Origin of the sequence: Faecalicatena contorta (genome assembly GCF_021531895.1) — a bacterium.
Taxonomy (GTDB): domain Bacteria; phylum Bacillota; class Clostridia; order Lachnospirales; family Lachnospiraceae; genus JAFBIX01.
Map to the genome: position 1 here is coordinate 18949 of NZ_JAFBIX010000030.1, position 14012 is coordinate 32960.

Below are 14012 nucleotides of genomic sequence, written 5' to 3' on the forward strand. Positions count from 1 at the left end.
AATCAATCAGAAAAAGTCCCTTCTAATGTTAGAAGCGCTCTTTTCTTATCGATTCCACCGGCATATCCGGTCAGGCTTTTGTCACTTCCAAGAACCCGGTGACAGGGAATGATGATGGAGATGGGATTATGTCCGACGGCACCGCCGACTGCCTGTGCTGACATATGGGGAAGGTTCTGTTGTCTGGCAATGGCCTGGGCAATCTGTTTATAAGTCGTTGTCTCTCCATAAGGTATCTTTTTTAATTGATTCCACACATTTACACGGAAATCCGTGCCGGAAAGGGATAACGCAGGAGTAAAGTCTGGTTTCTGACCCTGAAAATAGATGTCAAGCCAGTGGCAAGTTTCCAAAAAGATGGGAAGCTTTTGACAAACAGAGTCATCAGACAGATTGGATCCGAAGTATTTCTGCCCGTCAAACCATAATCCGGTTATGGCCTCGCCATTACTTGCCATAGTAATATCTCCCAATGGGGAGTGGTATTTGTACTGATATTGCATAATATAGACCTCCATGAAAGTAGGATGTGCCTTTAGAGTGACGCATGTCTAGGAGATGATTCCCTGGGCATGCTCTAATTCGGCATAGGCTCCGTTTTTTGCAAGAAGTTCTTCCCGTGAACCTTGTTCCAGGATGCCTTTTCCTTCTACAACAGCGATTCGGTCTGCGTTGCGGATCGTAGAAAGTCTGTGTGCAATCACGATACAAGTCTTATCTTCACTGAGACGGTCGAGACTTTGCTGGATCTTCTGTTCTGTGACACTGTCCAGTGCGGAAGTAGCCTCATCTAAGATCAGGATTGGAGGGTTTTTTAGGAAGACTCGTGCGATAGAGATTCGCTGCTTTTGTCCTCCGGAGAGTACAACACCTCTTTCTCCGATATAAGTATTGTATTCGTCCGGCATCTGCATGATCTCATCATGAATCTCTGCCAGATGGGCGGCTCTCATGACTTCTGCATCCAAGGCATCCGGACGTCCATAGCGTATATTGTCCATAATCGTGCCGGCAAACATGAAGACATCCTGCTGGATGATTCCGATGTGTTTTCGCAGACTTTCCTGCGTAATATTCCGGATATCGATACCGTCAATCGTGATGGATCCGGAATCGACATCGTAGAATCTCGGAAGCAGATGGCATAATGTCGTCTTTCCACTTCCAGAGGAGCCGACAAGTGCGAATCTTTCGCCGGGGGCAATATCAAGATTGACATGTTCCAGAACCTCTGTGCCGTCATCATAAGAGAAGCATACATTATCATAGTGGATATGGCCTTCTATGTCCTTTAGTTCAATCGCATCTTCTTTATTATTGATCTGTGGCTGAGTACGCATGATTTCCAGAAAACGTTCGAAACCGGCAGAGCCTTGTGTGTAGATCTCCATAAATTGTGCAAGCTTGCGGACCGGAGCAGTAAAGGTTGAGACATATAGGGTAAATGTAATAAGATCTACGTAATCCATCTTCTGGTTCATGATCAGAAGTCCGCCGATTGCGATGACAGCGACCTGCATGATTCCTACGGTTGCTTCAACGCCTCCGTTAAAAAGTCCCATGGCTTTGTAATAGCCGACTTTGCTTTCTTTAAAATGCTGGTTGGCGATCGCAAATTTGGTCTCTTCAGAGTCCTCATTGGCAAATGCTTTGGCAGTACGGATTCCTGAGATTCCACTTTCGATGGCAGCGTTGATCTCGCCGGTCTTTTTCTTGACTTCGATATTGGCCTGCTGCATCTTCATGCGCTGGCGGATGGAAAATGCCAGACAAGCTGGAATCAACAGAAGCAGTACGAGACTTAATGGGATGTTGATTGTCAGAAGAACAGCAAGAGCACCGATAATCGTCAGAGTGCAGGTCAGAATGATTTCTGGACCATGGTGCGCAAGTTCGACGATCTCAAAAAGGTCATTGGTAACCCTTGCCAGTAACACACCGGTACGATTCTTATCAAAGTAACTGAAAGACAGAGACTGCATGTGTGTGAATACATCTTCCCGCATATCGGCTTCCACGAGAGTTCCCATGGTATGGCCGATGATCGTCACCAGATAATTAAATACAGCTTTCAAGATATATGCAAGAAACATGATCGCCATTACGACAAAAAATGTATGAAAAACATTTTGAGGCAGTAGGGTGTTCATAGACCATCTTGAGACATATGGGAAAATCAGATCGATCAATGCGATAATGACCGACAGGATCATATCAATGGCAAATCCTTTTTTGTGGGGGCGGATATAGGATGCGAAGACAGCCAGCTTTGATCCGTTGTAATTGATCGGTTTCTTTTTTGTATTATTTTCTTTACCTATAGAGGCATTCATATATATTCCTTCTTCCTGATTCAATCGTTCATATATAATAGTTTGCAGTGTTTCCTGCATATTCCAATCCAAAAACAATTTCATTATTAACATAATTGACAGAAAGTGTCAATAAATCGGGATCATTTCTTTTCAGAGATTCAGCAGCGTTATTGTAGTATCTCTTGACAGAACATAAAAAAAAGAGTTCAATTAATGTCAGGAGGAAATGTGATGGTGGAATTAAATGAAGAAATGAAACAGTATATGCTGCGGTTCGGATGGAAAAACCTGACGCTGGATATAGAAGAGATTACCAGTTGATGCGCTCCTCCGCGCAAGGAGATGTCAGTAGGAGTTACTGATAAGGCGAAGGAAGAGATGCAGGAAGAGGGCTATGTGTGTGAACAAAGCGAACTGGGCAATGTGTTCTATCCAGAGGAAGGAATTATTGTATCAGATAAAATAGTAGTAAAACGTATGGAATATCCGTGGCTTACCTGCTTTGAAGTGGAAGGGATTGAGATTATAAAGTCAGAAAGGGGAGTGGGAATATGATGATTTCAGATATATATAAAAATAAAAAGAGAAGCTTATCTTTTGAGATATTTCCGCCGAAAAAAGATGCAGAACTAAAAAATATTGATGAGACCCTGTCCATCTTGTGCGAATTAAAACCAGATTTTATCAGTGTGACATTTGGTGCGGGCGGCAGTTCTAACTGTAATCGGACCATTGAATTAGCGAAGAAAATCAAATATGAGTATCATGTGGAGCCGGTGGTCCATCTGACTTGTCTTTGCTATGATAAGGCAGAGATTGATGAATTTTCGAGAGTATTGATGCAGGAAGGAATGCAGAATATTCTTGCACTTCGGGGAGATCGGAATCCGAATGTCCCTGAAAAAGATGAATTCAAGCATGCGTCTGATCTGATTGCTTATCTGAAGGAAAAAGGCGATTTCTGCATTGCAGGGGCATGTTATCCAGAGTGTCATCCGGAATCAGAAAACAGGGTCATTGAGATGCGCAATCTAAAGAAAAAGGTAGATGCCGGAGCAGAAGTGCTTTTATCTCAGTTGTTTTTTGATAATGACCGTTTCTTTCGATTCGAAGAGGACTGTAGGATAGCCGGAATAGATGTGCCTGTGATTCCGGGAATCATGCCGGTGATCAATGCGGCACAGATTCAGAGAATGGTGACAATGTGCGGAGCGTCTTTCCCGGAACGTTTCCAGAAGATTATTGATAAATATGCAGATAATAAAGAAGCATTATTTGATGCAGGAATGTCTTATGCATTGAGCCAGATTATTGATCTTCTGACCAGTGATATTGATGGAATTCATCTGTATACTATGAATAATCCGGTGGTTGCAGGAAAGATCTGCGAAGGAATCCGGCATATTATATAGAATGAAAAGCCAGAATATAATAATTTGTACAAAAGAAAAAGATACATAGGAGGAAGAAAAGATGTGGCTTGGATTTGCAGTTGGCTCGGCTTTTTTTGCTGGCATCACATCTATTTTAGCAAAATGTGGAATTAAAAAGACAGATTCCAATGTGGCTACGGCAGTTCGTACATTTGTAGTATTGATATTCTCCTGGCTGATGGTATTTGTTGTCGGCTCTCAGAATCAATTAACTACATTATCGTTGAAAAATTTATTGTTTCTGGTATTGTCAGGCCTAGCTACCGGTGCCTCTTGGTTATGTTACTTTCATGCATTACAGATTGGAAATATCAATAAAGTAGTTCCGGTCGATAAGTTTAGTACGGTGCTTACGATCATCCTGGCATTTATTCTGTTGGGAGAGCCGGTTAGTATCTATAAATTAATGGGAATTGTAGGAATCGGTGTTGGAACTTGGCTGATGATCCAAAAAAAGGAAACGACAGAACCGAAAAAAGAAGGAAAAGGCTGGTTCTTTTATGCGCTGTTATCAGCAGTCTTTGCCAGTCTGACTTCTATTCTGGGAAAGGTCGGCATTACTGGAGTGGATTCGAACCTTGGAACTGCGATTCGAACGATTGTCGTATTGATTATGGCATGGGTGGTTGTGTTTGTGACAAAAAAGCAGAACGATGTAAGGTATCTGGACCGAAAAGAGCTGAGATATATTGTGCTGTCCGGTTTTGCAACCGGTGCTTCCTGGCTGTGCTATTACCGGGCTTTACAGACTGGACCAGCCAGCCTGATCGTACCGATTGATAAATTAAGTATTGTAGTTTCTATTATATTTTCTTATATTGTATTTAAAGAAAAATTATCGAAAAAGGCTCTCTTTGGGCTGCTTTGTATTGTTGGCGGAACACTGGTAATGCTGGTGGGATAGAGCCAAATGATTTGATTGAGAAAAGAGATGAATGATTGTGACAAAAAGTATGACGGAAGGCAGACCGTTAAGATTGATCTTACAGTTCGCCGTTCCGCTATTAATTGGCAATCTGTTGCAGCAGACATATAATCTGATAGATGCTGCGATTGTAGGAAGGGTACTGGGAACAAAAGCGCTGGCCAGTGTAGGAGCATCCAGCAGCGTGCAGTTCCTGGTACTTGGTTTTTGTATCGGGATCTGTGCAGGGTTCAGTGTGCCGGTAGCGAAGTTCTTTGGCGCTGAGAAATTAGAGAAGATGAGGGAATATATTTTCCACGCAGTTGTCTTGACCGTGTTTTTTGCATGTATCATCACAACGGTCTGCGCACTTTTGTGTGCGAAAATCTTGCACATCATGTCGGTGTCGGAGGATATCTATGAGAATGCATATCAGTACTTATTGATTATATTCCTGGGAATTCCATTTACGTTACTCTACAATCTATTGTCCAGCATTTTGAGGGCAGTAGGAGATAGCAGAACGCCATTTGTATTTCTTGCGATTTCCACAGGATTGAATATTTTGCTGGATTTATTCTGTATTATGGTGCTTGGCTTAGGATGTGCCGGTGCAGCGGCTGCGACCATAACTGCGCAGGCTGTCAGCGGTATTTTGTGTCTGGTATTTATATGGAAACGTGTGGAAGTTCTGAAGTTATCACACCGGAATTGTCGATGGAATGGTGCAGTTACAAAGAATCTTCTGGCCATGGGAATTCCGATGGGATTACAATATTCGATTACGGCAATTGGAAGTATGGTCATGCAGTCAGCAAATAATGGCTTAGGAAGCGTCTGTGTCTCAGGATTTACTGCAGGAGTAAGGATCAAGCAATTCACTATGTGCCCATTTGATGCTCTCGCAACAGCCGCCTCCGTATTCTGTGGGCAGAATCTGGGAGCAGGCAAGATAGACCGTATCCGAAAAGGAATTCTGCAGACTGCGGCAGTTGGTGTATTGTATGGAGGCCTGGTAGGACTTTTGTTGATATTTGAAGGACGGAACTTATCCATGATCTTTATCAGCAAAGAAGAGGTGGAAGTATTAGACGCAGCAGCGAAGTATCTGCGCTGCATGGGATATTTTTACTGGAGTCTGGGAATTCTGAACGTGTGCCGTATGAGCACACAAGGATTAGGATATTCTGGACGGGCAGTTTTTTCCGGAGTTACGGAAATGTTTGCCCGGTGTATCGTAAGTCTGGGGTTCGTTCAACGCTTTGGCTATACAGCAATCTGCTTCACAGACCAATCCGCATGGATTACCGCATGCTGTTATATCATACCAACATGTTATCTGTGTGTCAGACAGATTGCGAAAAAGGTAGAGGGCAATAGACAGATTGAGCAGAATAAAGTAAAATAACAGCAATAAATCACAGATGTTATGAAGGAAAGGAGCCTACGCATGGAACAGCAGGAAAAGGTTCATAAGAGACGTCCCCGTTATTCCGGGACACATCCAAAAAAATATAGTGAGAAATACAAAGAACTGAATCCAGAAAAATATGCAGATACGATTGAAAAGGTTATCCAAAAGGGTAGTACTCCGGCAGGGATGCACATTTCAATCTGTGTAAAGGAAATCTTAGATTTCCTCAAGATTCAGCCAGGGCAGAAGGGCCTGGATGCAACACTGGGTTACGGCGGACATACGCAGCAGATGTTACAATGCCTAGATGGCAAAGGGCATATCTATGCTCTGGATGTTGATCCGATTGAGTCTGTGAAAACAACAGAACGGCTGAGAAAGGCCGGTTATGGAGAAGATATTCTGACGGTTCGCCTTCAGAACTTTGCTGAGATTGATAAAGTGGCAGAAGAAGTGGGAAAATTTGATTTCATTTTGGCGGATCTCGGTGTATCATCCATGCAGATCGACAATCCTGACCGTGGATTTACCTATAAATTCGAAGGACCGTTGGATCTTCGGCTGAATCCAGAAAAGGGAATCAGCGCAGCAGAACGACTGCTGGAAGTAGAAGATGAAGAGCTGCAAGGAATGTTGGAAGAAAATTCGGATGAACCATATGCAGAAGAGATTACCAAGACAATTATGTCCTGGAGGCGAAAAGGAAAATGTCCTGAGACAACGATTCAACTAAAAGAAGCAATTGAAGAAGCATTGAGATTTCTCCCGGAAAATGAACGGAAAGAAGCCGTGAAAAAAGCATGTCAGAGAACATTTCAGGCATTGCGCATTGATGTAAACCGCGAGTTTGAGGTCTTATATGAATTCCTGGAAAAACTGCCGGATGTACTTGCACCTGGAGGAAGAGTGGCAATACTTACCTTCCATTCAGGCGAAGATCGTCTTGTGAAGAAGTCGTTTAAAAATTTCAAAAAAATGGGAATCTACAGTGACATTGCCAACGATGTGATTCGTTCTTCCGCAGAAGAATGTGCAAGAAACCCTCGTGCACGTTCTACAAAGATGCGTTGGGCAATACGGGCATAGAAGAGGAAGAGATAAGGGGAACACATGGAAGAAAAGAAAGTAAAAAAACAAGATTCTGTATGCACGGTGGCAAAGAAATGTGGAGGATGTGTATATCAGGGAATGCCTTATAAAGAACAGTTGAAAAGGAAACAGAAACAGGAAGAACAGCTTCTGAAGAAATTCTGTAAAGTAAGTCCGATCATCGGCATGAAAGATCCATATTATTATCGGAATAAAGTACATGCTGTTTTTGACCGGGACAGACGCGGTAATATTATTTCCGGTACTTATCAGGCCAATACGCACCGTGTGATTGCAGTGGAAGACTGTATGATCGAAGATAAAAAGAGTCAGGAGATCATTCGGACGATCCGGCATCTTTTGAAGTCCTTTAAGATTAAGACGTACGATGAAGATACCGGATACGGCCTCCTTCGCCATGTGATGGTCAGAAGAGGGTTCCAGACAGGAGAAATCATGGTTATCCTGGTACTGGGTTCACCAATACTTCCGTCAAAGAATAATTTCATCAAAGCGCTTCGGAAGGAACATCCAGAGATCACCACAATCATTCTGAATGTTAATGATAAGCAGACGAGTATGGTACTGGGAGAAAAAGAAAAGGTTATCTATGGACCGGGATTTATCCGGGATACGCTGTGTGGATGTACCTTCCGTATCTCCCCACAGTCTTTCTATCAGGTCAATCCCGTACAGACAGAAGTCCTGTATCAGACCGCCATGGAATATGCCGGCCTTCAGGGAAAAGAAAGCGTAATCGATGCATATTGTGGAATCGGAACTATCGGTATGGTGGCAGCAAAGCAGGCAAAACATGTCCTGGGGATAGAACTGAATAAGGATGCGGTGCGGGATGCTAAGATGAATGCCAAAGAGAATCAGATGAACAATATAGAATTCCGTCAGGGCGACGCAGGAAAGTTCATGGTAGATATGGCAAAAAAGCACCAGAAGGTGGATGTTGTATTCATGGATCCTCCGAGAGCCGGAAGTGATGAGAAATTCCTGTCATCGGTTGCGCAGATGGGACCGAAGAAAGTTGTATATGTATCTTGTAATCCTGTGACACTGGCACGAGACCTGAAATATATGGTGAAGCATGGGTATAAGGTGGAGAAGATACAGCCGGTTGATATGTTCCCGTTCTGCGATCACGTTGAGACGGTAGTATTGATGTCAAAGGTTACAGAATAATAGCCGCGAAAGCCCAGTAATACTGCGGTTTTCTGGCAATCGAGCGAATTTGGAATCGGACAGGACGAATGCTTCGCGGTAACTTATCCAAGGGTAAATCAGCTCAAAAAGTGTGAGAGTTGAGTTGCCACGATAGATGTCAATAAGTTGAGTTGCCGAGTTAGATGTTGGGGTAGTTGTGGCTGTGAGATAGATGTCAGGAAAAATAGGAGGAAGCGTTATGGCTTTTGATTATAAAAAAGAGTATAAGGAATTCTACATGCCAAAGAATAAACCGTCTATCGTGACTATTCCGGGCATGAACTATATTGCGGTTCGCGGACATGGCGATCCGAACGCGGAGGATGGAGAGTATAAGCAGTCTATCGGGCTGCTCTATGGTATCGCCTTCACGATCAAGATGAGCAAAAAGGGAGATCACCAGATTGATGGTTATTTCGATTATGTAGTCCCTCCGCTGGAAGGATTCTGGTGGCAGGATGGTGTCGCCGGGATCGACTATGCTCACAAAGAAAACTTCGAGTGGATCTCCGTCATTCGTTTGCCAGATTTCGTTACAAAGGTTGATTTTGACTGGGCGATTGAGGAAGCTACCAAGAAGAAAAAGACAGACTTTTCAAAGGTCGAATTTCTGACCTATGATGAGGGCTTGTGCGTTCAGTGCATACACATCGGTTCTTATGACGATGAGCCTGCCACTGTCGCACTTATGCATGAATACATGGAGCAGCAGGGCTATGTTCTGGATATTACAGAGCAGCGTTTGCATCATGAAATTTATCTGAGTGATGCCAGAAAGGTTGCGCCGGAGAAGTTAAAAACGGTGATCAGACATCCTATAAGGAAAGCGTGACAAGAATGAATGTAATATTGGAAAAGTGGACACATGAGTTTAAGCCTGAACTTATAAAGATTTGCAATGAAGTGGATCGCTCCTATCTGTCAAACCGATTACCCTATCCTTATACCGAGGAATCAGCGGATTGGTGGTTAGGAATGGTATCTGAGCACGATGGAAAGGACGGTATTTTTCGAGCAATTGTAGCTGATGGTAAAATTGTCGGAAACATCTCAGTTGAGCAAAAATCAGATGTCTACTGCAAGGACGGAGAGATCGGGTATCTGCTCTTGACAGATTGCTGGTCAAAGGGAATCATGACAGAAGCTGTTCGTCAGATTTGTGTCGCAGCTTTTTTGGAATTAGATATCATCCGCATCACAGGGCTTGTATATGCTCCGAATGTGGCATCACAGAGAGTGCTGGAGAAAAATAGCTTTATACGGGAAGGCACACAGAAAAGTGCTGTTTATAAAAATGGGCAAATTTATGATTTGTTTCTATATGCGAAGTTAAAGTAAAATGAGCTTTTCTGCACTCAACCAGCGGTAGAGTTGCAGGAAATCAACCTACGGTTCTTGTAAAAATATGATGATACCGGCTATGCTTGAGTCATGAAAGGAGGTGCCCGATATGGATCAAATCAATATTGGAAAATTCATAGCATCCTGCAGAAAGGAACAGGGCATGACTCAGGCAGTCCTTGCCGAGAAGCTCGGAATCAGTGACCGGGCGATATCAAAATGGGAGACTGGAAAGTCTATGCCAGATTCCGGGATTATGTTGGAGCTGTGTGAACTTCTGAAAATTAACGTCAACGAACTCCTGTCGGGCGAAAGAATTATGGCAGAAGCATATGACAAACGGGCAGAAGAAAACCTGCTGGCAATGAGGCGAGAGGTTGAGGAAAAGAACAGACAGATATACCTCAATTTAGTGATGGCTTGTATGGATATGCAGAAAATTGCAAATTTTATGATGAATTATCAGGAGCGGAATTATTTCATGATTTAAATCAAATATATAATAAAATGTTATCATTTAAAGCCTTAGGTTATTCTTCGTTAAAAGAATGGATTCCGCAAAACGTACCAATGATACAAATAACAAATACAAATCAAAACAAAGTTGATATTAATATTTCTTTTGATACTGTTAGAAGGGAAATTGAAAATATGTCAGCACTACCCGATGCTGAAATAAGGGAAATTTTAAGTAGAATAGATGAACTGGAAGCAATTGTTAAATCTTCAGAACGAAGGTCAAAAAAGTGGGAAAATGCAAAAGAGATAATTAAGTGGATTGCAGATAAAGGTGTTGATGTGGGAATTGCACTGTTGCCATTATTGTTACAAATTAAATAAAAAAGTATAATATATTTTATTTCCTACATATAAAAGTTTTAGATGGAGGAGATTGTGTATGAATCAAAAGTTTTATGATGAAATAAAAAATATTTTGAATACGGCAAGAAATAAAGTCTATCAAACTGCCAACTTTGCAATGGTTGAAGCATACTGGAATATCGGAAAATCAATCATAGAAGAACAGGGCGGTAATGAAAAGGCAGAGTATGGGACAGGTTTATTGAAAGAATTATCGAAACAAATGACTCAAGATTTTGGAAAAGGATTTACCGTCGCAAACTTGAAAAATATGCGGCAGTTTTATTTAACGTTTCCAAATGGCTACGCACTGCGTAGCGAATTGAGTTGGACGCATTATCGGCATCTGATGCGAGTGGAGAATGAAAATGCACGAGAATTTTATATGCAGGAAGCTGTAAAATCTCAATGGAGTACCAGACAACTTGAGCGCCAGATAAATTCTTTCTTTTATGAAAGGCTATTATCCAGTAAAAATAAAGAGCAAGTGGCAGCGGAAATTCAGACACTAGAGTCGGCGAAAAAACCAGAAGATGTTATTCGTGACCCATATGTGTTGGAATTTCTTGGACTGGCTCCTAATGATGATTTTTATGAAAGTGATTTAGAACAAGCGTTAATTACACATTTACAAAAATTTCTTTTGGAACTTGGCAGAGGATTTTCATTTGTCGCAAGACAGAAAAGAATAACGTTCGATGGACGTCATTTTAGAATTGACCTTGTATTTTATAATTACATCTTAAAATGCTTTGTCTTGATTGATTTGAAAGTTGGGGATTTAACACATCAGGATTTTAGGGCAGATGCAGATGTATGTTCATTATTATGAACGAGAGCTTATGAATGAGGGAGATAATCCACCGATTGGTATTGTGTTATGTGCGGACAAAAGTGAATCTGTGGTCAAATATACGTTGCCAGAAAATGAAACACAAATTTTTGCTTCTAAATATAAATTATACTTACCAAGTGAAGAAGAATTATTGAGGGAGTTAAATCAGGAATATCAAGCATTGGAAGCTGGTATAGTAGGGGAAGAGAATATTGACGGTGAGAAAGAAGAGTAGATTTTGCATCAGGGTGATGCAAAATTGATGATATATTTTGTGGTAAAATGGATGCACGAACGGTATTAGTGCTGTATAGATATAGCCAATATTTTCGTGATTATGTGGGGATATGATTTGAATTTGTACTCATGTCGAGAACGTGGTTTTGATGTCTAAAGTAGGTAAATGATAGCTAGAAAGTGGTGTATTTTCATGGTAAAAATTGATTTGGAGAAATGTATTGGCTGTGGGATGTGTAGTGTGGACTGTCTTGCTACGAATATTGAGATTAAGGATGGCAAAGCGAGCATTAAAAAAGAATGTATTCAATGTGGACATTGCGTAGCAATCTGCCCTGTTGGAGCTGTGTCTATACCAGAATATGAGATGGAAGATGTTGAGTCATGCAAAGGAGAGAACTCTCAATTAGATTCAGAGCAATTGCTTCAAAGTATTAAGTCTAGAAGAAGTATTCGTAATTATAAGCAAGAGAGAGTAGAACAGTGTAAAATGGAATTATTGGCGCAGGCGGGACGATATACAGCTACAGCAAAAAATAATCAGGATTGTTGTTTTATATTCATTCAGGAAGAACTGGAACAATTAAAGTCCATGGTCTGGGATTATATTAATGGCTTGGAACAGCAGGAAAAGAAAACTATAGCGAGAGAGCTACTTCCGTTTGTAGCTTTTAATCGGCGAAGAAAAGCGAATCCAGAGGATGACTTTTTGTTCAGGAATGCGCCGGCTGTAGTGTTTATTACTTCTGAATGGCCGCTGGATGCCGGACTGGCCGCTCAGAATATGGAGACTATGGCAGAGACATTGGGACTGGGCACGCTATATAATGGATATCTGGCAAGGATTGCGAATGCTAATATTGAATTAAAAAAATGGCTGGGTATTGAGGATAGAACGATTAAAGCATGTATGCTGCTTGGCTATCCAGATGTACACTATGTTCGGACCGCACCAAGGAAAAAGGCGAATGTTATCTGGAAATAAGTATTTTGCTTTTTTCATTCATATGTTATACTAATGAAAATACTTTAATAAAGTATAGAGGTGTGCAATGAATAAAAAGCAAGTAACGAATATTGAAGTAAAAAGAAATAATAGAAACCGCGTTTACCGTTTTATCTGCGGGCATGAGACTGTGTCAAATCCAGATATTTCTTATGAAACAAAGATGAGTCTTCCTACTGTGACACAGATTACGAAAGAACTGATTGAAAAGGGTTTAGTCGAAGAAGTGGGAGAGTTAAAATCCACAGGAGGAAGACGAGCAAAGGCATTATCCGCAGTTGCAAATGCAAAACAGGCTGTAGGATTAGATATTACAAAAAATCATATCAGCTTAGTGCTTACTAATTTAAAAGGAGAGATTTTGAGATATGTGCGCATCTATAAGCCTTTCATTGCGCAGAGAGAGTATTACTGCGAATTGAGTGAAATCTTGGAACAATTTTTAGATGAAAGCGATGCTGACAGAGAAAAGATACTGGGAGTAGGAATATCATTTCCTGGTATTGTTGATTTTGATAAAGAAATGGTCACTTATTCGCATATCTTGGGAGTTAAGGAATTGTCTTTTGATTATGTAAGTCAATTTTTCTCTTATCCGTGTTTCTTTTTAAATGATGCGAATGCGGGAGCGTATGCAGAAGGAATTCGATCAGAATGCCAAGATCGATTTTTTTATCTTTCTTTAAGTAATTCCGTGGGAGGAGCAATTTTTAATAATGGAGAATTGATACAAGGGAAGGCGTTCCGATGTGGAGAAGTTGGTCATATGACGGTCGTGATGGACGGAAAGCCCTGTTACTGCGGTAAGCAAGGGTGTCTGGATGCATATTGTTCAGCATCTTGTTTGTCCGATATGACAGGCGGAAAGTTAGAACAATTTTTTACGGGTCTGAAACAAGGAGAAAAAGAATTTGTTGATGCATGGAATATGTATATCACATATCTTGCCGTAGCAATCAATAATATTCACATGGTATTAGATTGTGATATTGTTTTAGGTGGTTATGTGGGAAGCTATGCGGGAGACTATATTCAGGATATATGGGAGAAGGTCTCTCAGAGAAATACTTTTGAGGAGAATACCAGATATGTACAAAATTGTACTTATAAGGTAGAGGCAGCAGCAGTAGGAGCATCTCTTAGAGTGATCGAGATGTTTGTGGAGCAAATATAACAGAGTGGATATTAATAAGAGAGATTTCAAAAAAGGAATCTCTTTTTTTAATGCAATTTTTACAAAAGTAGAATCTTGGATTTGGCGATACTGACGAAAAGCGGGAAATGTCTAATATCATGTTGACAAAATAAAAGTGAAGACATAATATTAAATACATAATAAAACTATGTAATAAAGTGTATAAA

Annotated in this window: 14 protein-coding genes and 1 pseudogene; 13 read left to right on the forward strand and 2 right to left on the reverse strand. The window is 41.1% G+C overall.

Annotation, left to right across the window (positions count from 1 at the left end; translation table 11 throughout):
- Positions 1-2: 2 nt before the first annotated feature.
- Both JQM81_RS11570 and JQM81_RS11575 read right to left on the reverse strand, forming a co-directional pair.
- Positions 3-503: a methylated-DNA--[protein]-cysteine S-methyltransferase gene (locus JQM81_RS11570; RefSeq protein ID WP_235233827.1), complete on the reverse strand. Its 501-nt coding sequence runs from the start codon at positions 501-503 to the stop codon at positions 3-5.
- A gap of 48 nt (positions 504-551) precedes the next feature.
- Positions 552-2333, reverse strand: coding sequence for an ABC transporter ATP-binding protein (locus tag JQM81_RS11575; RefSeq protein WP_235233828.1), 1782 nt, complete (start codon positions 2331-2333; stop codon positions 552-554).
- Between the two features lie 324 nt (positions 2334-2657).
- On the opposite strand from JQM81_RS11575, the gene JQM81_RS11580 reads away from it, so the two are divergent.
- From JQM81_RS11580 to JQM81_RS11640, 13 genes and pseudogenes are all read left to right on the forward strand, one after another.
- On the forward strand, positions 2658-2870 hold the full coding sequence (locus JQM81_RS11580) for a hypothetical protein (protein WP_235233829.1): 213 nt from the start codon (positions 2658-2660) through the stop codon (positions 2868-2870).
- Positions 2867-3727 (forward strand): methylenetetrahydrofolate reductase [NAD(P)H], encoded by an 861-nt coding sequence (gene metF, locus JQM81_RS11585; RefSeq protein ID WP_235233831.1) that lies wholly within the window; start codon positions 2867-2869, stop codon positions 3725-3727. The genes JQM81_RS11580 and metF overlap by 4 nt, the downstream gene beginning before the upstream one ends.
- 61 nt (positions 3728-3788) lie before the next feature.
- Positions 3789-4652, forward strand: coding sequence for an EamA family transporter (locus JQM81_RS11590; protein ID WP_235233832.1), 864 nt, complete (start codon positions 3789-3791; stop codon positions 4650-4652).
- 37 nt (positions 4653-4689) lie between these two features.
- Positions 4690-6060: an MATE family efflux transporter gene (locus JQM81_RS11595; RefSeq protein WP_235233833.1), complete on the forward strand. Its 1371-nt coding sequence runs from the start codon at positions 4690-4692 to the stop codon at positions 6058-6060.
- Between the two features lie 42 nt (positions 6061-6102).
- Entirely contained in the window at positions 6103-7152 is a 1050-nt protein-coding gene (gene rsmH, locus JQM81_RS11600) for a 16S rRNA (cytosine(1402)-N(4))-methyltransferase RsmH (RefSeq protein WP_235233834.1), read from the forward strand.
- A gap of 24 nt (positions 7153-7176) precedes the next feature.
- A complete protein-coding gene (rlmD, locus tag JQM81_RS11605; protein ID WP_235233835.1) occupies positions 7177-8349 on the forward strand; it encodes a 23S rRNA (uracil(1939)-C(5))-methyltransferase RlmD in 1173 nt (390 codons plus the stop codon).
- A 220-nt stretch (positions 8350-8569) separates the two neighbouring features.
- Positions 8570-9202 (forward strand): GyrI-like domain-containing protein, encoded by a 633-nt coding sequence (locus JQM81_RS11610; protein ID WP_235233836.1) that lies wholly within the window; start codon positions 8570-8572, stop codon positions 9200-9202.
- 5 nt (positions 9203-9207) lie between these two features.
- Positions 9208-9708, forward strand: a complete 501-nt coding sequence (locus tag JQM81_RS11615; protein ID WP_235233837.1) for a GNAT family N-acetyltransferase — start codon at positions 9208-9210, stop codon at positions 9706-9708.
- 112 nt (positions 9709-9820) lie between these two features.
- Entirely contained in the window at positions 9821-10201 is a 381-nt protein-coding gene (locus JQM81_RS11620; RefSeq protein ID WP_235233839.1) for a helix-turn-helix domain-containing protein, read from the forward strand.
- Positions 10202-10218: 17 nt separating this feature from the next.
- Positions 10219-10551: a hypothetical protein gene (locus JQM81_RS11625; protein WP_235233841.1), complete on the forward strand. Its 333-nt coding sequence runs from the start codon at positions 10219-10221 to the stop codon at positions 10549-10551.
- 58 nt (positions 10552-10609) lie between these two features.
- A pseudogene (locus JQM81_RS11630) lies at positions 10610-11642 on the forward strand (PDDEXK nuclease domain-containing protein).
- A 195-nt stretch (positions 11643-11837) separates the two neighbouring features.
- Positions 11838-12629: a nitroreductase family protein gene (locus JQM81_RS11635; RefSeq protein ID WP_235233844.1), complete on the forward strand. Its 792-nt coding sequence runs from the start codon at positions 11838-11840 to the stop codon at positions 12627-12629.
- Positions 12630-12696: 67 nt separating this feature from the next.
- Positions 12697-13824 carry an ROK family transcriptional regulator gene (locus JQM81_RS11640; protein ID WP_235233846.1) on the forward strand — a complete coding sequence of 376 codons (1128 nt, stop codon included), beginning with the start codon at positions 12697-12699 and terminating at the stop codon, positions 13822-13824.
- Positions 13825-14012: the final 188 nt, after the last annotated feature.

Coding starts and splice junctions, on each gene's coding strand:
- JQM81_RS11570 (WP_235233827.1), bottom strand. CDS start 503: ATGCAATATCAGTACAAATACCACTCCCCATTGGGAGATATTACTATG.
- JQM81_RS11575 (WP_235233828.1), bottom strand. CDS start 2,333: ATGAATGCCTCTATAGGTAAAGAAAATAATACAAAAAAGAAACCGATC.
- JQM81_RS11580 (WP_235233829.1), top strand. CDS start 2,658: ATGTCAGTAGGAGTTACTGATAAGGCGAAGGAAGAGATGCAGGAAGAG.
- metF (WP_235233831.1), top strand. CDS start 2,867: ATGATGATTTCAGATATATATAAAAATAAAAAGAGAAGCTTATCTTTT.
- JQM81_RS11590 (WP_235233832.1), top strand. CDS start 3,789: ATGTGGCTTGGATTTGCAGTTGGCTCGGCTTTTTTTGCTGGCATCACA.
- rsmH (WP_235233834.1), top strand. CDS start 6,103: ATGGAACAGCAGGAAAAGGTTCATAAGAGACGTCCCCGTTATTCCGGG.
- rlmD (WP_235233835.1), top strand. CDS start 7,177: ATGGAAGAAAAGAAAGTAAAAAAACAAGATTCTGTATGCACGGTGGCA.
- JQM81_RS11610 (WP_235233836.1), top strand. CDS start 8,570: ATGGCTTTTGATTATAAAAAAGAGTATAAGGAATTCTACATGCCAAAG.
- JQM81_RS11615 (WP_235233837.1), top strand. CDS start 9,208: ATGAATGTAATATTGGAAAAGTGGACACATGAGTTTAAGCCTGAACTT.
- JQM81_RS11620 (WP_235233839.1), top strand. CDS start 9,821: ATGGATCAAATCAATATTGGAAAATTCATAGCATCCTGCAGAAAGGAA.
- JQM81_RS11625 (WP_235233841.1), top strand. CDS start 10,219: ATGTTATCATTTAAAGCCTTAGGTTATTCTTCGTTAAAAGAATGGATT.
- JQM81_RS11635 (WP_235233844.1), top strand. CDS start 11,838: ATGGTAAAAATTGATTTGGAGAAATGTATTGGCTGTGGGATGTGTAGT.
- JQM81_RS11640 (WP_235233846.1), top strand. CDS start 12,697: ATGAATAAAAAGCAAGTAACGAATATTGAAGTAAAAAGAAATAATAGA.